The sequence below is a fragment of the Sporomusa sp. GT1 genome (assembly GCF_014634905.1).
In the GTDB taxonomy this organism is placed as follows: domain Bacteria; phylum Bacillota; class Negativicutes; order Sporomusales; family Sporomusaceae; genus Sporomusa; species Sporomusa sphaeroides.
In genome coordinates, this window is the sequence record NZ_BMBX01000006.1 from 47,820 (window position 1) to 68,148 (window position 20,329).

A 20,329-nucleotide genomic window follows, 5' to 3' on the forward strand; every position below is an offset into this window, starting at 1 on the left:
TTATCTCCTTTTTCTTTTGCTTCAAATTATAATTTAGCTGCTGCTGCCTGCAGGCAGAGAACCAACAGCCATTTTTTTCACAGCTTGGCTGCTATTTATTGATGAAAGATGAGTTTTTACTGTGTTATCCTAACACAGATAAGTAAAATGCTCTAATCGTGTTTTTCAATCACCAAACCCAATACCTATTGATAATTTCTATAATCATAATACATACCTGTGTGAAACACTTTCTCTAACACCCCGGCTGCCGCCTTTGGTCTTCTTGCACTGCTTTATTGAAATAATCTATAAAAATCGACACTCTCATTTCATTCATTGTAAAATAGTCTCTCCCCCCACCCGGATATGCAGGCAGGCCTGTGGTATCTGGACCGGCAGTGGCTGCGGCAAGCCTAATCGCGCCTGCACTATCGATACTTATAAAAAAAATTAATCTAACTAATCTATTTTTTCTATTTCAATAATCAAACTCCTGCTAAAATAAAGTTTAAATTATTGGTAAATAGCTCCAAAAAAAGATAACCCTGGCAACAATGCCCCAGGGTTATCTCTTTATTTGCTATACTGTTACATCAGCGGGTCCATTTTTAAGGCCGGGTGCTGCCGCTCTTCCAGGAAAGGCAATATCTCCTCTTCGGTTATGCCCACCGTCTCGTCGGCAATTTTATCAACAAAGTCGGCTCCCAAGCCGAGTTGAACAGCCCGTTCGGCCAGTTCGTCTTTTAAATACTCTTTTAATTCTTTCGGCATCCAGACAATCCTGCCCAAACCACCGTCTGCCGGAATAAACTTAGAGCTTACAACATAACGGCGGCCAATCCCCATAAAACCGGGTGTCTGCACCCCGCCGCCGCAAGTGCCGGCCAGGGTGGAGAAGGACATACCGCAAGGCGTATCGCCGGAGTGTTCACGGGTAGTAATCATAACGCCGTTGGTCAGCGGCAATACCGCCATGATAGCCTCAAAGCAGCCGCAGGAAGTCATCGGTTTGTCCATCAAGGTATACAGATTGACCTCTTCCAAAGTGCGGTTGGACGAAGTATAGAGGAAATCGTTCAAATTCTTCCACATACCCTTTGCTTCGTCAAGACACTCGCCTTTGGTGATCGGCTGATTAGGTCCGGTCGGTGTAATTTCATTGGAGGCTTTCGCATCAAGCCAGCTTACTGCGCCGCACAAGCCAACCCGTTCCGGCGAAACAATACAGACATGGTTAGGTGCAAAGGACTGGCACAAGGTACAAGAGTAAAAGGTATCGACCGATTCGTCGGTAAGACCTTTCAACCTGGCATCACGTGCCTGGTATTTTTCGCGGGCAATCTTAATTTTTTCATCAATAACCTGGGCATCGGTAATAAGTGTTACCTGCACCCTGTCGACAATGGCCGGATAGTCGGATTTGAACTTGGCAATTAAGAGTTCGCCGAAATGGCGGATCTTAAATCCGGCCTCTTTGGCTCCTTTGCTAATTCTGAGCCAGCACAAGTCACGCTGGGCAACATGCCATAACCCTTCGCCATAATTAATAAAGTAATGGATACGGCGCTCCAGCACGCCTTCAAAGTCTTCCTGCATTTTACGTCCATAAATATCAACGATAATCCCCAGCGGGAATACACTACCTTCAGGCATTTCATCAATTTCCGGTCCGACAACTTCAATTTTTCCATCTTCCACATGGTCGGCGTCAGCCATGCGAACAAGCTCAAAGCCGGGTGAGCGACCGCCGCCAAACTCCACCCAGGCTTCTTTCTTACGGATGGTTTCACCCTCAAATGCCGGCCCGACAGTAATCGGAACCGGGATATCCACAATTTTAAGTTTTATGTTGCGAAGCTCCAAAGCCAGTTTGACAATTTTATCATAATCAGGCTGAGGTTCTAAGAGTCCCGGGATTTGCAGTTCCGGCGGCAGTGCCTGGTCGGTAACAATGGGGAAACCCATAAACAGCGCGCCGGCGCCAATTGCCACAGTAACGGCATCCAGCTCGCCCAAGGCAATAACAAAAGCGGGAACACGGCTCTTTTGATATTCCAGCATCCGCTCACGCTCACCTTTGGGAACACCGCCAAAGGCCAAACCGGCACGGGCAGCAAAGTTAACGGCATGCACAATCTGCGTAAATTTTCCTAACGGAAGCGTCAGATAATCCAAACCAACTTTGATATTTTCCGCAATACATTGTTCAATGATATCATTAACCAGCATAACCAGAATGCCTTTAGACTGCAGGTCCTTTACCAGCGCGGCACCCGCTTTGGCATCTTTGGCCTTGCCGGTAATGACGGCAACACCGGGAATAGTGCCATCCACCAGCGGCACGCCGCATTTACGCAAAATACGGTCAGGCAAAAAGCCGGTATATGGGGCTTCATCCGGTTGATCATTGCCAACATAACGCAAAGCCTCGATAATTTCACCGGCATACAGGGTGGCTTCCCCGGATAGTAAGGCATTGCCCAATTCCGGTTCCGGCCGCAGGTTATTTGCTTTAATCCTCTGTAAAACAGGAACAATCTCACCTAATGTTGTTATGTCTTCGCCGCTTAAGGCGGTAACAATCGGCAGCTTATATGCCGTATCAGGATACTTCACCGGTGCTTCTGCACCATGTTTTTCAATGGCTTCCGTAAGGAGTTTTTCCGCAAGACCTACAGCTGTTGATGCTCCCTGATAAGCCAATTCACAAATTTGTTTAGACATTAGCAAGCCTCCTTCAGGAGTATGTTATTCTTTTTACATACTTACTATTCTAGCTGCCTCTATCTAATCCTGCAAAAATTAGAAATTAGTAGAAAAATCTGCCTACCCATTGAAAGCCAAGGGCTGACAAGGTACTAGGCAGATTCCTATTTTTTAATGGTTATGCATATTATGCTGCATGGGCGGCGCTCCGTCAGGATTCCAGCCCATAACAGTCGGATCGACCATACCAAATATCATGGCAATATGAGCAACTACCAAAAATACTGTAAGCAAGATAAAGTGCAGTTTCAGTTTTTCGCTCTCGGTTTTGCCCTTGAAAATAACGCCAAGCTCTAAGAGCGCAATCCCCATAAGCGGAACAACACCGCTCAGATACGCGCCAACTGCCAGGATATCGGCCGGACCACGCCAGGGCATTCCCGGCACTGCCGTAATCATCAGGTTAAGAAAAATTCCCAGGAAATAGAAGCCAAGCACAATCCCAATGTACTTATTGATGGTGCGCAGCACACCGCCGGCCTTACCCCGATTGAATACCACAAAAAATTCAGTAGCTACCAGCGCTTCGGCCAGCGCAACGGGAATCACCATATAGATAATGAGATTCCAGGGCTGATTCACAGCCAACAGTTCCATATAATGAGTCATATTCATAAGTTCATTCTCCTCCTCCCGCAACCGGGTTGTTAACTACGCTAATTGTAGCAGGAGATTGTGAAGAACTTGTGAAGGCCCTCTGGAAAACGCATGATTTTTTAGGTTAAATCTGATAATCTGCACCTGCTTCACCAACTGCCGCTACAACCGGAATACCCCGGTACCTGGTAAATTCAAGCCACTTAGTAGTAAAGCTTGACGCCGCCTTCGTCTGCCAGCTAACTATGGTCTCAAGCTCGCTGTAAAACTGAATAAAATCTGCCTCAGTTGCCAGCTTAAGGCCGGCTCCTTTAGCGTCAATTACCGGCACACCACTATAGGTGTACTCAACCAGGGGTATAACTCCTGCTATTCTGGCTTTCCTCACTTTGGCGGCTACTTTTGTCTGAATATCGATTATGTCGAAATCGGCAGGATATTCATAGGTTTTTCCGGTTATCGCAACTACATCACCGGCAGCAAAGGTATGCGGCCTGGCATCAAACCTTCTTACAGCACCTTCGGCAAGTACATAGACATAGTCGTCAAAACAATTTACCACCAGTTCCAATCCGTTTGCCGCAAATTTGCTCACAGTCTGCCACTGGGTCACAAGGCCTGAGACAATCCCGCCGCCACTTACATCATAGCCGTCAACAATAACGAATCGGCCTGTCAATTGATTGTTCTTAAATTCATCAAAACAGAGCTGCTTTTTGGTCCTGATAATGACTTCGGCTACGTCATTGGTTTTAACTTGTCCGGCATCTTCTATTGTCGCCAGCGTAGTGGCATCAATGACCTTGACGATCGAGTATATCTCACACTCCAGTTCCTGGGTCGCCAGTTTGAGCTTATAGTCTGCTGCTTTTACCAAAGGCTTCTTCCCCATCCAAAAGATGTTGGCTTTGAAGGTGTCGGAAACCAGCGGTGCCTGGTCAGGATGAACAATAAATTCGCCCCGCTGGTTAAAAAACTCATCTTCAACCGTTATGCCCACCGACATTCCGGCATAGACGCTGTCAGTTTTATCCTTGTCAGTCCAGTACTCGATTGTCTTAACTTTTGTCAGCTTATTAGCGGGCGATAGTAAAACTTCATCACCGACATGCAGCGTCCCTGATTCGATCCGCCCGGCAATAATGCGCCGGTTATCAAATTTATAGACATCCTGAATGGGGAACCGTAGCGCTTTTGTCTCCAGCCCTTTGTCTTTTTCAAACAAGTCAATTGCCGTAAGGATCGGCTCGCCTTTATACCAGGGCATTTTTTCTGAACGGGTAATCATATTCTCGCCAAAAAAAGCTGAAATCGGGATGTATTTTAAAGGAAACACGTGGAGATTGTGCAAAAACTCGTTTATTTCCTGCTTAATCTCATTAAATTTGGCTTCTGAATAATCAATTAAATCCATCTTATTAATAAGTACATAGGCTTTTTGTATCCCCAGCAATGACAATATATAGCCATGCCGTTTGGATTGTTCCTGAATCCCTTCATTAGCATCGATAATTAAAAGCGCAGCCTCGGCACTGGCAGCTCCGGAAATCATGTTTTTTAGAAACTCCTTATGTCCGGGGGCATCAATAATTACATAATCTCTTTTTTCGGTACGAAATTGCAGTTGGGTAGTGTCGATGGTAATGCCTTGCTTCTGCTCTTCCTCAAAAGCATCCAGCAGATAAGCATATTCAAAGGGCTTACCCTTTTCTTTGGCAATTCGCTTTACCCGGTCAATGGCACCTTCGGGCAAAGATTTGGTGTCATACAGCAGCCTGCCAATCACTGTGGATTTGCCATGATCGACATGCCCGACAACAACTATATTAAGTACTTCTCTCTCAATGTCCATGTAGCGGCCTCCCCGTCTCCCGATGTATTCTGCTTATTACATATATCCATCTTTGCGTAGTTTTTGCATGGCGTAGGAATCCTCCTGATCCTGGGCGCGCCCGGCTCGTTCACCTTGTTTGGTGTTTTTAAGCTCCTCGATAATTTCCGCAACCGTAGTTGCATTAGAGTCAATCTGCCCGGTGCAGGGAGCACAGCCAAGACTGCGGTATCTTTTGCCGTTTTTGGCAAAATAGAGATCCACAAGCGGGATCTTCTCTCTGGCGATATATGACCAGATATCAATTTCATTCCAATGCAAAATCGGATGTACCCGGATGTGATTCCCTTTGGGGAAATCGGTTTTAAATTGGTTCCAGAGTTCAGGCGGCTGGTTGGTGTAATCCCACTCCGAATCTTTATTTCTTTCACTGAAAACCCGTTCTTTGGAGCGTGAGCCTTCTTCATCACGGCGTATCCCCAATATCAGCCCTTCAAACTCATATTTGGTGACCACTTGCTGCAGTCCGTCGGTTTTTAAGGCCCTGCAGCACACCAGACGTCCTTTATCCGGTCCCATCCCTGCCTGCAAAGCCTCTTCATTGCTGTGAACAATTAGTTCAATATTGTATTGTTTGGCTATTTGGTCTCTGAACTCAATCATCTCAGGGATTTTATAGGCAGTATCGACATGGATGAACGGGAACGGACAATGTCCGAAAAAAGCTTTTTTGGCCAGCCACAATAAAACAGTGGAGTCTTTACCAATTGACCATAGCATACCTAGCTTACCGAACTTCTTATATGCCTCTCTCAGTATGAATATACTTTGCGCTTCCAAACGATCTAAATGATCCATAATAGCGACTCCTCCTTAGTATGCATTGGCTTGTTTCTTATCTACAGTGATGGTTTTTTCCCGGCCGTTTGGTTCTGTGACAATCCAGTGCAGCAGATTTCCCTCCTGCCGGGTGTGGAGCAGGCTGCCCCGCCCCCCCATGTCGGCCCCGAGATAGTAGGTAATGGCATTGCAGCTGCATTCTTTGAGACAGGAAGTACATCCCCAACAATCTTTAGGCTCCCTGATATCTGTCCGACCAGAGTCTGTCGCCCGGAGCAAACTCCCGGGACATACCTCCCGGCATTTGCCACACCCGCTGCACTTATGGCTGTCAATCCTGATGCTCATAAATTTCACCCCTCTTTACCAAGTCTCTGAACACAAGCCTGATCTCGCCGTTACTTAGTCTGGAATTAACATATTTCAACCAGTTATTATCATTTTTTTCCGGATAGTCGGCATTTTCCTGAAAGGCATGCCAGCGGGTCTCCTGCCTGGCTTCCAGATGCCGGATAAGGACCTTGCAGACAAACAGCCTGTCAATAACCTCCTGGATGCTTAGCAGCTGGTACATGTCGCTGGCTCTTAACTGGCCGCACATTTCCAGCAGCTCTTCAATGCGCTGTTTGGCCACCTGTAGTTTCTGGTAATTAAAGATGTAGCCTGATGAAATGCCTCCTGCATAATCATCCATGGTTTTCTGCATGGCTTCTTCGATGCTTTCGGCAGTATGAAGTGCCGGCTCTGCCTGCAGCAGTTGTTGCAATGCCGAAATTTTATTGTCTATTTCGTTTTGTCCGGGCCACCGGTTATGTTTATCCCGGATATATTCTAAGCTTGCCAAAGCAGCAATTTCGCCCTCGGCAAAACAGCCTGTCACATACTTTTGCGGGCAGCCGCCGGCTACGTCGCCGGCTGCGTAGAGTCCGTTAATGGTGGTTGCCCGTTTGGTGTCCACCCAGTACCCGCTGGCCGTATGTCCACCCACAATGTAAGGCTCGGTTCCCTCAATCTCTACATTTTCTGAAGCAGGTCCCTGCCGCTCAAGCCATCGCAGCGTCTGGGACGGAGCCATATTCAGATAGGCTTTATATAATTCGTCCTCCTGTTTCGGAGAAATGGCTTTCGTTTGCAAAAAGCAGGGCCCTCTGCCGTTTCTGTTTTCCATGACGGTAGAATACAGGCGGTTGGCAGTGCTCATATTGCCATATTGCTGTTCATATTCTTCCCCTTGGCTGTTTACCTGCGGTGCGCCAACACCCTGGGCAATCGTGCCGGTGGGGGCGATGGTGTCCTTACACCGCAAAGCAATAAAACGCATTTCAAAGGTGGTCATTTCCGCACCTGCCCTGATTCCCATGGCATAACCTGCGCCGGTATTAAATGGACTGTACCACATTTTATGCCGGGAAAAACCGGGATTATTAGGCCGATAAAGCCCGGCGGCTCCGCCGGTGGCACAGATTACAGCCTTTGCCGAGATAACGTAAAAAGTGGGAGAATCCAGGGAAAACCCGTACGCGCCTGCTACTGCGCCATCCTTGATAATGTAATCAACAATATTAATCCGGTTTACTACGGTAACGCGCGGACTGTTCAGCACGGCTTCCGCCAGCAGCGGTTTTATATTCTCACCATTGATTTTGATATTTCTGGTTCCCCGGGCAGCATACTCGCCGTGCTCATCTTTTTGTATCACCAGCCCAAGACCTTCCATTTTACGGGTGACTTGATTAAACCGCTCTGCCGCCGTATAGACAAGATCTTCTCTGACCACACCGGCAGCATCATTTTTGACATAATTAAGGTAGTTTTCCGGTGTTTGACCTTTGACAATATAAGCGTTCAGGGCATTAACACCGGCTGCCAGACAACCGCTGCGCTTGATATTGGCCTTTTCGGCAATAATGACTTTTGCCGCAGCCTTCCCGGCAATAGTTATGGCAGCAAAACAGCCTGCCGTCCCGCCGCCAATAATGAGAATATCTGTTTCCAGGCGTTTTTCCGCTACATTCATACCTTCACACTGCTTTCCCATTCGCTGAATTCATCTCCCCCAAATCAATGCCGGAAGAACGGTTGACATTAGATAACATAATCTTCAGGGATAAATATTCGAAGATCTTTAGGTTTGACAAATACTTGCTCACCTAACTTTATATTGAGTTCCCGGAATCGTTCTTTACTTAATTCTACTTCCACGAAATCGCCGGTATCTTCCCTTTTTAATTCCAGATGGACAGTCGGCCCTACGGCCCGAATATACAGAATACGTGCCGGAATAAACTCCTGCCCCTTGCCTTCCCGTTCCACTTCAATGTTATAAGGACGCACAAAGCTTACGGCCTGTGTATCCAGCGTATCAATATGATCAGGTGCTGCCAGTTCAATTGAGCCAAGACTGATCCGGCCTCGATGAATGCGCCCGCGGAATAAATTTACGTTTCCTAAAAAGTCGTATACAAACGGACTGTTCGGGTGTTCATACACTTCCTCAGGTGTCCCCAGTTGTTCAATCCGGCCATTGTTAAGGATTACGATGCGGTCTGCTACATCCAGCGCCTCTTCCTGATCATGGGTAACAAACACACTGGTAACATGAAGCTCGTCATGCAATTGTCTAAGCCAGCGCCGTAATTCTTTCCGCACTTTGGCATCCAAAGCGCCAAACGGTTCATCTAAAAGCAGCACCTGCGGTTCAACGGCAAGCGCTCTGGCCAGTGCCACCCGCTGCCGCTGCCCGCCGGACAACTGGGTTGGGTAACGGTGAGCCATACCCTCGAGCTTAACCAGACTCAATAGTTTTTGTACCTTTGCCTGAATCTCGGTTTTTGCAGGACGCAATTTGCTTGGGCGGACATGTAAGCCAAAAGCAATATTATCAAAAACAGTCATATGGCGGAATAATGCATAATGCTGAAAAACAAACCCTACCTGCCGTTGTTGGACATTTCTTTGGGCGGTATCTTCACCATTGAAGAGGATTGAACCCTGATCGGCCAGCTCTAAACCGGCGATGATTCGCAGCAATGTCGTTTTGCCTGAACCGGACGGCCCTAAAAGGGCCACAAGTTCGCCTGTTGGAATTGTCAGATTGATATCTTTCAAGGCTGTAAACGAACCAAACTGCTTATGTATATTAATGATCTCAATACTCATTACTTTACCTCCCCGTACACACTACTCAGCTAACTCCTGGCTTTGCTGCTGCACTTTCCATTCGGCAATGTTTTTTACAACTAAGGTTATGATGGCCAGCAGCGTCATCAGGGAAGCCACGGCAAATGCCGCAACAAACTGGTATTCATTATATAAAATTTCAACATGCAGCGGCATGGTGTTGGTAAGGCCGCGAATATGTCCTGAAACAACCGATACCGCACCGAATTCACCCACTGCCCTGGCACTTGTAAGAATAACGCCGTAAATCAGCCCCCATTTGATATTGGGTAAGGTAACATGCCAAAAAGTTTTCCAGCCGTTCGCGCCTAAAGTTAATGCCGCCTCTTCCTCGGCTGTTCCCTGAGCCTGCATCAGTGGTATTAGTTCGCGGGCAATAAAAGGGAAAGTAACAAAAACTGTGGCCAAAACAATCCCCGGCACAGCAAAAATAATCTTGATATCGTGGGCAGCCAGCCACGGGCCGAAGATACCCGGTTTGCCAAACAAGAATACAAAAATCAGTCCGGCAATAACCGGCGAAACAGCAAACGGCAGGTCAATCAGTGTGATCAGAAAGTTTCTGCCTCTGAACTCAAATTTGGCTATTGCCCAGGCCGCCGTCAGCCCAAACAGTGTATTAAGCGGTACAGCAATGCTTACTGTCAGCAGCGTAAGCTTAATAGCAGCCAACGCATCCGGTTCTGTAATGGCTTTAACATACAATGCCAAGCCTTGTTCAAATGCTTTTACAAATACGGCAATGACAGGAACAATCAGCATTAACCCCAGAAATGCGAGGGCAAGTGCAATAAGCAGCCAGCGAACCAATGGCAGTTCGGTTGTTGATCCGGGAGTTTGCCGTATAGTTTTTGACCGCAGTGCTATATTACTGGCCATTAGGTATCGCGCCTCCTTCGATAATCAACCATGCCGCCTCCCCTGCCACCACTGCAAAAGGTTAATTACGAACAGCAGGATAAATGAAACAAACAGCATAACCGCCGCTATGGCACTGGCACCGCTGTAGTCATATTGCTCAAGCTTAGTCATAATCAGCAGCGGCGTAATCTCGGTTTTCATCGGCATATTGCCTGAGATAAACACAACTGACCCATATTCCCCCAAAGCCCGGGCAAACGCCAGCGCAAACCCGGTCAAGAGGGCTGGGAATATCTCCGGCAAGATAATCCTGGTAAAAGTTTGCAGGCGACCAGCCCCCAAGCTGGCCGCCGCTTCTTCTACTTCTTTGTCTAATGTTTGCAGGACAGGTTGAACCATGCGCACCACAAACGGTAATCCAATAAAGGTAAGGGCTATGACAACCCCCAGAGGCGAGTAGGCGCCTTTGATGCCAAGTAAGGCCAAATGGCTGCCAATCCAGCCGTTTGGAGCATACAGCGTGGTTAATGTAATACCGGCAACAGCGGTAGGAAGAGCAAATGGCAGGTCAACAAGTCCATCGATAATTCGTTTGCCGGGAAACGAATAGCGTACCAATACCCAGGCTACCAATAAGCCAAATATGGCGTTTATGGAGGCGGCAATCAGGGATGCGCCAAAGCTGAGTTTATAGGATGCCACCAGTCTCGGAGCTGTGACTATTTCCCAAAACTCTGCCCACCCTATTCCAGCTGCCGTAAGAATAATGGTAGATAGCGGAATCAATACTAGGAGCCCAATATATAACATGGTAAAGCCCATAGTGAGTCCAAAACCCGGCAGTATGCTATGTTTCGTTATTGTAAGGGATTTAAGACTCATGATTATTCCCCACTTCGTTATTGTTTGGCTTTTGGTTCATAAATTTGATCAAAAATGCCGCCATCTTTAAAGTGCTTGTTATGAGCCTCTGTCCAGCCACCAAGGTCAGCTATCGTAAACAGGCTGAGCTTAGGGAACTGGTTAGCATATTTAGCAGCAACAGCCTCTGCCCGCGGCCGGTAGTAATGCTTGGCAGCAAGCTCCTGCCCCTGGTCGGTATAGAGATATTGGAGATACGCCTCAGCTATCTGCCGGGTTCCCTTTTTATCGACTACTTTATCGACCACTGCGACAGGCGGTTCAGCCAGAATACTTAAGGAAGGGGCTATAATTTCGAATTTGTCTTTACCTAATTCCTTTTCTGCCAGTAAGGCTTCATTTTCCCAGGCCAGCAGGACATCACCTATGCCGCGTTCCACAAAAGTGGTGGTTGAGCCCCGGGCCCCGGTATCAAGCACCGGTACATTCTGATATAGTTTGGTTAAAAATTCTTTGGCCTTAGTTTCATCATTATTATTTTGCTTCAATGAGTATCCCCAGGCTGCCAGATGGTTCCAGCGGGCTCCGCCAGAGGTTTTCGGGTTGGGAGTAATAACGGCTATCCCTGGTTTAACTAAATCATCCCAGTCTTTGATATTCTTGGGATTCCCCTTGCGCACCAAAAAGACAATGGTGGATGTGTAAGGAGTAGAGTTCTGTGCCAGGCGTTTCTGCCAATCGGCTGAAATAATTCCGGTTTGCGCTACCGCATCGATGTCTGGAGCTAAAGCTAACGTCACAACATCGGCTTCAATACCTTCACGCACCGCACGCGCCTGAGCGCCCGAACCACCATGAGACTGCTGAATGGTAACAGTTTGGCCGGTTTTGGCTTTCCATTGGCTGGCGAAGGATTCATTAAAATCCTTGTATAATTCGCGGGTTGGGTCATAAGAAACGTTGAGCAGCGTAACCGGCTGAGCAGCCGGCTTCCCTTTATCGGCTGCGGCCTCTTGCTTGCCGCAGCCTGCCAGGCTGGCTACCATAAGCGACAAAGCAGCAATGAGAAGATAGATTTTCACAGATTTTGGCCTTGGTTTTGCACCTAATTGAAACATGACAATCTCCCCTTATAAATTATTATTTCAGCCCAGTAGTCTGGACATATAACCGCGGAAAATAAAAATGGCTAACTACTTGTTAGTAGTTAGCCTCCAGTTTTCTGGTGAGCCGTTCATATTTAATTTTTTCATCATTATAGCTGGTGCAGCCTGTATAGTCAAGAACTTTTTTCAAAGTCTGTGAGTTGGCCTGTCAGAAAGCCAGGGAGCGGTGCGAACAATACTGTTATGCCTTTTCAGCATCAGGCCGCAAAGCAGCTCCAGTTCTTGCATAAGCTCCTCCCCCGCAATCCCTTCCTGGGGTAATCGTAACGCATCACAAATTTTCCTGATTCGATCGCAGATTTCATCTTCGGTCATTCTTCCGCCTCCTCGCTAGTTTGTGGGAAAATTAATCCAGCTGTGCAGGAAATATCTTCCCTGATCACTAACTTAAGAGTAATACGGAGCTGTGACAAAACTATGACAAAACTCAGAAAACCAATAAGACCAGTGAGCCGTCTATGTGAAAGCATAAAGAATAGAGGGAATTTTTTTGAAGGCGAGGTGGTACTGTGGAAAGAGTCGAACCTATCCAGCCGATAAGACGGGTGTTACCTATCCGGAAAGCCCTGCCCGATTATTTTGACTTGGAAATGCAGCATCAAAGCAGGCAAAAACGGCAGGTAAAAACAAAAAAGTCCCTGAAAAACAACTCCAAGCCGGAATCTAACCAGCAGCAGCCTGCCAATGAAGCCGGAATCGGCCATCGCGTCGATTATAAAGCTTAGGTACTAGCTAGTTATTGACAACTGGCAAAACAGACTTTATACTAATCCTGAAACGGAATACTAAAACTGATTCAGTATGTGGATTTTTCTAGAGAACTTCTCTATTTTCGCCACACAAATGCCTTATTGGCTATTTGTGTGGCTTTTTTGCATACAAAAAAGGAGGCTTTGTTATGAAATTATGGCATTATGCTCTCATTGTTTTCCTGGGAGGCTGCTGTTATGGGATATTATCGACCTTTGTTAAGCTGGCCTATGCTACAGGATTCACCGTGAATACAGTAACCGGGGGACAGTATTTTTTCGGAACAGTGCTGGCGTGGCTGGTTTTTTTATTTACGAAAAAGCAAAAGTTAACAGGCAAGCAAACGGTAAAGCTGCTGTTATCAGGAATTCCCTCCGGCTTAACAGGCATATTTTATTTCCAGTCTCTGCAAACCCTGGATGCTTCGCTGGCTATTATTTTTTTGTTTCAATTTGTGTGGATCGGTACATTGTTTGAGTGGGTGTTGCAGAAAAAACGGCCAGCACCCATAAAGCTCATTTCCATTGCAATCCTGCTGATTGGTTCTGTTTTAGCTGCCAATATTCTGTTTCAGGAACGCACGGCTCTCTCCTGGCAGGGCACCCTGTGGGGCATGTTGGCCGCATTAACCTTTGCCGCGTTTATTTTCCTGAGCGGCTCTGTTGAAAAGGAAACTCCCCCGATGTTAAAAAGCGCGCTGCTTGCAACAGGGGCTGCCATAACTGTCTTTATCGTATTTCCCCCAACATTTTTGTTTGATGTTACGGTGTTAACAGACTTGATTCCTTATGGATTGTTACTTGGCGTGTTTGGGGTTGTTCTGCCGCCGCTGTTGTTCTCCATTGGCATGCCCCATGTTGGCTCAGGACTCGGTACCATCCTGACGGCCTCTGAACTGCCTGTGGCCGTTATGATGTCCTCGCTCGTGCTGGCAGAGCAGGTAAGTTGGCCGCAGTGGCTGGGAGTTGCCATCATATTAGGAGGAATTGCCAGCAGCAATCTCCGCCGCGCGAATGCAAAGCAGAGTTAAAATCACCAGGTAGAGAAAGCTCCAGGTGCTTTATTGCCAAGTCGCAATAGACAAGATAATTTATAGAGAATATAATGAAAATATCAATAATTGCAGGATGATGATAATATTATTAAAGACTATCCAGCTACCTAATTATTTCTTGTTTCGTTCATAGTTTTATTGACATGATTACTTATGGGCTGCACGAAATCATTAAAAAAAATATTAGCTCTGAGCTGAATCTGAAGTACCGGAAGAGCAAACAATTACTTGGCAAATAAAACCATTTTCTGGAAAGGAGGTATATTATGACAAATATAACCAAGTTTCCCTTGCTGTTTGTCGGGCATGGATCGCCGCTAAATGCGATTGAAGACAATAAATATACAAAAGGCTGGCAGGAAATCGCCGGTAAAATACCGAGACCATCAGCAATTTTGTCAGTCTCCGCCCATTGGTATACGCAAGGCAGTAAAGTTAATGACGCGGAAAAGCCAAGAACCGTATATGATATGTACGGCTTTCCTGACGAATTGTATAAAGTTTCGTATAATGTTCCGGGTGCACCGGAACTGGCTAAGATTACGAAACAATTAATCCAAGGTAAAGTTGAGTTTGACAATAGCTGGGGAATTGACCATGGTACTTGGTCAGTACTTTGTAAAATGTATCCGGAGGCGGATATTCCCGTTTATCAGCTAAGCATAGACGGCAATGCAAGTGCGGAAGTTCATTTTCAGATTGGCCGGAACTTACGGAATCTGAGAGAAAAAGGGGTATTACTCTTCGCCAGCGGCAATGTTGTGCATAATCTTTCTAAAGTGGACTGGAAAATGGACGGCGGGTACTCCTGGGCAGTCGAATTCGATGGATATATCAGGGATAAAATACTTGCCAGAGAATATCAGGACGTAATTAATTATACATCTGCCGGTAAATCAGCCGAACTGGCGTTTTATTACCCCGATCACTTTTACCCGTTGCTTTATGTGTTGGGTGCGTCGGAAGCCACGGGCAGAATCTCCATTTACAACGAGTCCTGTACTTTGGGAAGTTTATCAATGACCAGTTATCTATTTGAATAATTGCAATTAAGCAGGTATCTCCCCCCTCACTTTTTGTTATACACATTTCGAAGTTATCATCCATAATGCTTTCAAAGTGATTATCAAAATTAATACTTTATTATTATTTTTAATAAACCCAGATATTGAAAAAAGCTAGGGAGATGATTATCTATATCATCTCCCTAGCTTTCACAATAAACTCATTGCATTAAAGTCGTTTTGGAAAGACCAATTAGTCTTCAAAGGATCCCACCGGATAAAGAGGAAACTTTGCAATCAATTCCTCCGCCTTTATTTTGCAGGCTTCAAGATTCGCAAGGTTTTCTGGAGCTTTAGCTACCTGATTCATAATAGCTGCAATCTCAATGACTTCAGGTTCCTTCAAACCGCGCTGCGAAATTGAGGTCAGACCTATACGTACGCCACTGGTAACAAACGGACTCTCCGGGTCGAAGGGAATCATATTTTTATTGACAGTTATGCCAACTTTCTCAAGCGCATTCTGAAATATCTTTCCTGTGGCCCCTTTAGGCCGGAGATCCACAAGGACAATATGATTATCCGTGCCGCCACTCACGATGCGAAATCCATATGATATTAATTCTTCTGCCAATTTTTTTGCATTAATAACAACCTGCTCCATAATTTTACGAAACTCGGGTGTAGCAACATATCTCAAAGAAAATGTCTTTGCAGCAACCGTGTTGAGATGAATAGATCCCACCGCACCAGGAAAAACGCCTTTATCTAATTTTTTGGCATGTTCTGCTTTGCATAATACAATACCACTTCTTGGACCACAAAAAGTTTTCGTTGTAGATGAGGTAACAAAGTCGGCGTAAGGAACTGGGCTGGGAATGACACCTGCTGCTACCAGACCGGCAATGTGCGCCATATCTACCATGAAATAAGCGCCTGCCTTTTTTGCTATTTTACTCATCCGCTCATAATCAATTAACCGCGGATAAGAGCTTCCACCCGCAATAATCAGTTTAGGTTTATTTTCTGCAGCAATACTTTCGACCCCATCATAATCAATCTGTTCCGTTTTTGGATCCACTCCGTAAAATATATAATTATAAACCTTTGACAGGAAATTTACAGGGCTGCCGTGAGTTAGATGCCCTCCCTGATCAAGCCTCATGCTTAAAACAGTATCACCTGGATTCAGGATGGCAGAATATACACTATAGTTAGCGGTGGAACCAGAATAGACTTGAAGATTTGCATGTTCAGCACCAAAAATTTTTTTTGCGCGCTCGATTCCTAAATTTTCAATACGATCAGCTACTTGTGAGCCGGCTTGAAAGCGCGCTCCCGGATAACCTTCCGTAGTCTTATTAGTAAAAATACAACCACTTAATTCAAGCACTTCTAGGGGCGCTGTACTTTCCGAAGCAATCATTTCGATATTGTGTTCCTGGCGGCTCAATTCATCAGCAATAATGGAATATACTTCCGGATCAGAAACACGGGTAGCTTTTAACATAGTAACACTCCTCTTAGAAATTATTATTCATACACCGCAACATATTTGCAATTTTTATGCCAAAAGATAATATTGCATTGCTAAACCCCGTTTTTAATTAAAAAACGGGGTTTAGCAATGCAAGTAGCTATTTTTTTCTGTAAAGCCTATCAAAATTTTTATTAAACATAATAATCACTCTATTGATTTTGATATAACAATAATTTATATTAATATTAAATAAAATCAAAAATATGATTATCTGATCCCCATTACATAAAGGCAACACAGAATTATCACTTTTGATAAAAGATCAAAAGTGATAATATATTAAACATTCGAGTTGTTAGAATTATCTTAATAGTATAAATATTCAGAGTGTGTTATCTAATTGGCGTATGATAAAAAGGAGGGGTTACCGTTGTCCAAACTCGCAAACATTCGGGACTCTGTTCAACAAACGACTACCGCCATAGCAGCGGCGATTGGTGTGGAAGTGGCGATCATTGATTCGGATTCTACACTGGTTGTGTCCAGCAAGGGCTATATAGACGCCAAAGTCAGAGATTTTGAAATTTACAAACCCCACAAGCCCTTCATCGACGCAGTTATGAGAGAAAAGGTAATTATATGTAAGAGCCCGGGGCATTTCATTTATTGTACTGGCTGCCGCCTGGAAGAGAAATGTCCGGAAACGGCTGAAGTCCTCTGCGCTATAGAAATGGACGAAAAAATCATCGGCGTTATTAGCATGGTGGCTTTGGACGAAGAACAGCGTTACCGTTTGTTGGGAAAAATTGAAACCCTGCTGGAGTTTATTCACGAAATGGCACAAATGCTGGTCAGTAAAATCCGTGAGAAGGAATTTATTGAATGGATGAAAGAAGTCAACGGCTTGATTGAAACCACACTGAATTCTATAAATGACGGGATTATCACTTTTGACTGTCATGGTATCATCACCCACGTCAACGGAGTGGCGTGTCACTTATTAAAAATGGACAAGAACGATTTAGTCGGCAAGCATATTGAAAAAATAGTAACAGGTAAAAACATAGTGACATTTATCCGGGAAGGTAATACGATCCAGCATCAAGAGTATATTTTCCCGGGAGCGGTACCCATTCACTGCTTAATCTCCCTAAAACCCATTAACAATGGAAAAACCATTACCGGGGCTGTGTTTAGCCTGAGCGATATCCGCGATATACGGACGGTGGTGAATACACTGGCAGGAATGCAAGGTAATGCCACTTTTGAAGCGATCATAGGCGACAGTGACGAGATTGCTGAAGTGAAACAACAGGCGTTGACAGTGGCCAAAAATGATTCCAGCGTCCTCATCCAGGGTGAAAGCGGCACAGGAAAAGAAGTTTTTGCCCGGGCAATTCATTCTGCCAGTTCGAGAGGCAAAGGTTCCTTTGTAGCCGTCAATTGTGCCGCTATTCCGGAAATGCTTCTGGAAAGCGAGCTGTTTGGCTATGAACAGGGAGCATTTACAGGTGCCAAGAAAGGAGGAAAACCCGGGAAATTTGAACTAGCCGAAGGCGGCACAATTTTCCTTGATGAAATTGGTGATATGCCGATCCACCTGCAAGTAAAACTGTTGCGAGTATTACAGGAAAGAAGCGTAGAAAGACTTGGCGGAACAACCTCCATTCCGTTAAACGTCAGAATAATTGCCGCTACCAATCAGGATCTGGAAACCAGAGTCCGGGCAAATGAATTTCGAAGAGACTTGTTTTATCGTTTAAACGTAATCCCGCTATTTATCCCGCCCCTCAGAGAAAGAAAAAAGGACATAGTTACATTAAGCAAGTATTTCCTTTTGAATTATAATCAAAAACTCAATAAAGAAATTGCCGGGTTTTTGCCTGATACCCTTGAAATACTAAGCAATTACTCCTGGCCGGGAAATGTAAGAGAGCTGGAAAACGCAATTGAATATGCCGTAAATATCGAAAATGGTGTGTACATTAAACCAGCTAGTTTGCCCAAACGGCTTTTAAGACCAACGCATCCCAAGAGTACATTGCGCGAGAGATTAAGAGAATACGAGATCTCCGAAATAAGAAATGCATTAAATAGCTATGGTTGGGGTACCAACGGAAAGAAAAAGGCAGCTCAGGAACTGGGAATCAGTGTGCCGTCATTATACCGTAAATTAATGGAAATAGAAAAAGAAAATGGTTTAGATATTAAAATTAACAGCGGCGTGGAATGCCAGGAAAACCGCTTCCAGGATACTGTTATCAAATTATAAAAAGCAACATGAATGAATATTCTTAGAGAACTGTCTCAAATTTGTTGTTGAAACCTATGAGCGGCAGTTCTTTTCTATGTTGCTGAACAAGATATTTATTATTAAATTCAATAATGAATATCTTGTATGTAATAAAATATGTTTTATATTCTTATACTTCTGAAGAAGTATAAGAATATATACATTATTGTCGAAGAAAAATTTATTAAAATTAATAATATACCCTTCTATGCTTACATAGAGAAATTACAAAACCGTCCAGGATTGTACCGTAGATTTCAGCATAGTAATATACAGAAATAGTTGGCATCAAACTTGCATCTGCGTATACAGTATATAGCTCGAGTCTATAGATAAAAAAACATAGCAAGGAGTGAATACCTATGGCAGATACGTAAACAGAAAGTCCTGTTAGGAAACTTTATAACTAATAATTACGTAATTATGCTGCAGTGCCGCGCAAGAGATCTGGAGGATAAAAATGAATTTAGACGGAAAACCAATGCGTCCGGTATGGGCTGAGGTAGATATAACGGCTATTAAACACAATGTATTAGAAATTAAAAGGCTGTTGAGACCGACTGTTAAGTTCTGCGCGGTGGTGAAAGCAGATGGCTACGGCCACGGTGCCGTGGCCGTAGCCAAAGCAACTTTGGCCGCCGGCGCAGACTATCTGGCTGTAGCTATTCTAAACGAAGCTTTGGAATTGAGAACCGCCGGCATCACCGGGCCGATTCTCATTCTGGGCTTTACACCCTCCAATCAGGCTGCGTTAGTGGTTGAGCATGACATTACGCAAACCGTTTATTCTCTGAAGATAGCCCAGGCCTTATCGTCAGCAGCAGCAGCGGCAGGAAAAATCGCAAAAGTTCATGTAAAGATCGACACCGGCATGGGGCGTATAGGTATCCGGCCCGGTGACGCAGCTCTCTTTACCTCGGCGGTAAAGGCCTTGCCAGGAATTGAAATAGAGGGTGTTTTCTCGCATTTTGCTACTGCCGACAGTTCAGATAAAACCTATTCCCGGGAACAGATAGTACAATTCCGGTATGCTTTAGCAGCCATCGAAATGCAAGGACTTCATATACCGATCCGCCATATGGCTAACAGTGCGGCAACATTGGAAATGCCGGAAGCTCATCTGGATATGGTACGTCCGGGCATTATTCTCTACGGCTTATGGCCATCGGTTGAAGTAACACATCCCATTAATGTAAGACCGGCAATGGCACTAAAATGTAAAGTAGCTCATGTGAAAGAAGTCTCTGCTGGAACCAGCATCAGTTATAGCCGGACTTATATAACGCCACAGCCGGGAAAAATAGCTACTTTGCCTATTGGCTATGCCGATGGGTGGTCTAGGTTACTTTCCGGGAAGACAGATATTCTCATACGAGAACAACGGGCGCCACTCGTAGGGAGAATTTGTATGGATCAGTGTATGGCCGATGTCAGCGACATTCCCGGTGTAGAGACGGGAGATACCGCTGTTTTGTTTACCAATACGATACTAACAGCCGATGAAGTGGCCGCTAAACTAGGTACAAATAGCTATGAAGTTGTTTCTACCGTTGGCAGGCGCGTACCCAGATTGTACCGTGATAATGAGTAAAAAATTCACAAAATAACTAGCTATTTAAAAGAACGCGCTGAAGGATTGCTTTAAATGTCATTGTTAAAATGAA

The 20,329-nt window shown here is 45.1% G+C and carries 17 protein-coding genes; 5 read left to right on the plus strand and 12 right to left on the minus strand.

From position 1 onward, the window contains the following. Positions 1-570: 570 nt before the first annotated feature. From acsB to GT1_RS09835, 11 genes are all read right to left on the minus strand, one after another. Positions 571-2,706 carry an acetyl-CoA decarbonylase/synthase complex subunit alpha/beta gene (gene acsB, locus GT1_RS09785; RefSeq protein ID WP_188398548.1) on the minus strand — a complete coding sequence of 712 codons (2,136 nt, stop codon included), beginning with the start codon at positions 2,704-2,706 and terminating at the stop codon, positions 571-573. 153 nt (positions 2,707-2,859) lie between these two features. Further along, entirely contained in the window at positions 2,860-3,363 is a 504-nt protein-coding gene (locus GT1_RS09790; protein ID WP_075753518.1) for a DUF6803 family protein, read from the minus strand. Between the two features lie 106 nt (positions 3,364-3,469). Next, positions 3,470-5,197, minus strand: coding sequence for a sulfate adenylyltransferase subunit 1 (locus GT1_RS09795; RefSeq protein WP_188398549.1), 1,728 nt, complete (start codon positions 5,195-5,197; stop codon positions 3,470-3,472). A 36-nt stretch (positions 5,198-5,233) separates the two neighbouring features. Further along, complete coding sequence (cysD, locus tag GT1_RS09800; RefSeq protein WP_075753514.1) at positions 5,234-6,034, minus strand: sulfate adenylyltransferase subunit CysD; 801 nt, start codon at positions 6,032-6,034, stop codon at positions 5,234-5,236. A gap of 15 nt (positions 6,035-6,049) precedes the next feature. Then, the gene (locus tag GT1_RS09805; RefSeq protein WP_075753512.1) at positions 6,050-6,364 is read right to left on the minus strand and encodes a ferredoxin family protein; all 315 of its coding nucleotides are present in this window, start codon (positions 6,362-6,364) and stop codon (positions 6,050-6,052) included. Further along, positions 6,348-8,033 (minus strand): adenylyl-sulfate reductase subunit alpha, encoded by a 1,686-nt coding sequence (locus GT1_RS09810; RefSeq protein WP_188398623.1) that lies wholly within the window; start codon positions 8,031-8,033, stop codon positions 6,348-6,350. Before GT1_RS09810 ends, GT1_RS09805 begins: the two co-directional genes overlap by 17 nt. Before the next feature lie 68 nt (positions 8,034-8,101). Further along, on the minus strand, positions 8,102-9,175 hold the full coding sequence (locus GT1_RS09815; RefSeq protein WP_075753510.1) for a sulfate/molybdate ABC transporter ATP-binding protein: 1,074 nt from the start codon (positions 9,173-9,175) through the stop codon (positions 8,102-8,104). A 21-nt stretch (positions 9,176-9,196) separates the two neighbouring features. Further along, entirely contained in the window at positions 9,197-10,075 is an 879-nt protein-coding gene (gene cysW / locus GT1_RS09820; RefSeq protein ID WP_188398550.1) for a sulfate ABC transporter permease subunit CysW, read from the minus strand. Between the two features lie 24 nt (positions 10,076-10,099). Then, positions 10,100-10,939 carry a sulfate ABC transporter permease subunit CysT gene (gene cysT / locus GT1_RS09825; RefSeq protein ID WP_075753508.1) on the minus strand — a complete coding sequence of 280 codons (840 nt, stop codon included), beginning with the start codon at positions 10,937-10,939 and terminating at the stop codon, positions 10,100-10,102. 17 nt (positions 10,940-10,956) lie between these two features. After that, on the minus strand, positions 10,957-12,000 hold the full coding sequence (locus GT1_RS09830; RefSeq protein ID WP_223226154.1) for a sulfate ABC transporter substrate-binding protein: 1,044 nt from the start codon (positions 11,998-12,000) through the stop codon (positions 10,957-10,959). Between the two features lie 210 nt (positions 12,001-12,210). Further along, entirely contained in the window at positions 12,211-12,399 is a 189-nt protein-coding gene (locus GT1_RS09835; RefSeq protein ID WP_075753504.1) for a hypothetical protein, read from the minus strand. Between the two features lie 194 nt (positions 12,400-12,593). On the opposite strand from GT1_RS09835, the gene GT1_RS09840 reads away from it, so the two are divergent. The 3 genes from GT1_RS09840 to ygiD all read left to right on the plus strand — a co-directional run bounded on the left by GT1_RS09840 (position 12,594) and on the right by ygiD (position 14,931). After that, complete coding sequence (locus GT1_RS09840; protein WP_075753502.1) at positions 12,594-12,809, plus strand: hypothetical protein; 216 nt, start codon at positions 12,594-12,596, stop codon at positions 12,807-12,809. 173 nt (positions 12,810-12,982) lie between these two features. Next, positions 12,983-13,864, plus strand: coding sequence for a DMT family transporter (locus tag GT1_RS09845; protein ID WP_188398551.1), 882 nt, complete (start codon positions 12,983-12,985; stop codon positions 13,862-13,864). 290 nt (positions 13,865-14,154) lie between these two features. Further along, the gene (ygiD, locus tag GT1_RS09850; protein ID WP_188398552.1) at positions 14,155-14,931 is read left to right on the plus strand and encodes a 4,5-DOPA dioxygenase extradiol; all 777 of its coding nucleotides are present in this window, start codon (positions 14,155-14,157) and stop codon (positions 14,929-14,931) included. A gap of 214 nt (positions 14,932-15,145) precedes the next feature. On the opposite strand, the gene glyA is transcribed toward ygiD, so the two are convergent. Beyond that, entirely contained in the window at positions 15,146-16,402 is a 1,257-nt protein-coding gene (gene glyA / locus GT1_RS09855) for a serine hydroxymethyltransferase (protein ID WP_188398553.1), read from the minus strand. A 400-nt stretch (positions 16,403-16,802) separates the two neighbouring features. Here glyA and GT1_RS09860 point away from each other — a divergent pair, with 400 nt between their 5' ends. Beyond that, on the plus strand, positions 16,803-18,644 hold the full coding sequence (locus tag GT1_RS09860; RefSeq protein WP_188398554.1) for a sigma-54-dependent Fis family transcriptional regulator: 1,842 nt from the start codon (positions 16,803-16,805) through the stop codon (positions 18,642-18,644). Positions 18,645-19,125: 481 nt separating this feature from the next. Continuing rightward, the gene (alr, locus tag GT1_RS09865) at positions 19,126-20,256 is read left to right on the plus strand and encodes an alanine racemase (protein ID WP_223226155.1); all 1,131 of its coding nucleotides are present in this window, start codon (positions 19,126-19,128) and stop codon (positions 20,254-20,256) included. The last annotated feature ends 73 nt before the right edge of the window (positions 20,257-20,329 follow it).

Excerpts from the sequence above, each read along its gene's own strand:
- acsB (WP_188398548.1), bottom strand. The coding sequence starts at position 2,706 with ATGTCTAAACAAATTTGTGAATTGGCTTATCAGGGAGCATCAACAGCT.
- GT1_RS09790 (WP_075753518.1), bottom strand. The coding sequence starts at position 3,363 with ATGAATATGACTCATTATATGGAACTGTTGGCTGTGAATCAGCCCTGG.
- GT1_RS09795 (WP_188398549.1), bottom strand. The coding sequence starts at position 5,197 with ATGGACATTGAGAGAGAAGTACTTAATATAGTTGTTGTCGGGCATGTC.
- cysD (WP_075753514.1), bottom strand. The coding sequence starts at position 6,034 with ATGGATCATTTAGATCGTTTGGAAGCGCAAAGTATATTCATACTGAGA.
- GT1_RS09805 (WP_075753512.1), bottom strand. The coding sequence starts at position 6,364 with ATGAGCATCAGGATTGACAGCCATAAGTGCAGCGGGTGTGGCAAATGC.
- GT1_RS09810 (WP_188398623.1), bottom strand. The coding sequence starts at position 8,033 with ATGAATGTAGCGGAAAAACGCCTGGAAACAGATATTCTCATTATTGGC.
- GT1_RS09815 (WP_075753510.1), bottom strand. The coding sequence starts at position 9,175 with ATGAGTATTGAGATCATTAATATACATAAGCAGTTTGGTTCGTTTACA.
- cysW (WP_188398550.1), bottom strand. The coding sequence starts at position 10,075 with ATGGCCAGTAATATAGCACTGCGGTCAAAAACTATACGGCAAACTCCC.
- cysT (WP_075753508.1), bottom strand. The coding sequence starts at position 10,939 with ATGAGTCTTAAATCCCTTACAATAACGAAACATAGCATACTGCCGGGT.
- GT1_RS09835 (WP_075753504.1), bottom strand. The coding sequence starts at position 12,399 with ATGACCGAAGATGAAATCTGCGATCGAATCAGGAAAATTTGTGATGCG.
- GT1_RS09845 (WP_188398551.1), top strand. The coding sequence starts at position 12,983 with ATGAAATTATGGCATTATGCTCTCATTGTTTTCCTGGGAGGCTGCTGT.
- ygiD (WP_188398552.1), top strand. The coding sequence starts at position 14,155 with ATGACAAATATAACCAAGTTTCCCTTGCTGTTTGTCGGGCATGGATCG.
- glyA (WP_188398553.1), bottom strand. The coding sequence starts at position 16,402 with ATGTTAAAAGCTACCCGTGTTTCTGATCCGGAAGTATATTCCATTATT.
- alr (WP_223226155.1), top strand. The coding sequence starts at position 19,126 with ATGAATTTAGACGGAAAACCAATGCGTCCGGTATGGGCTGAGGTAGAT.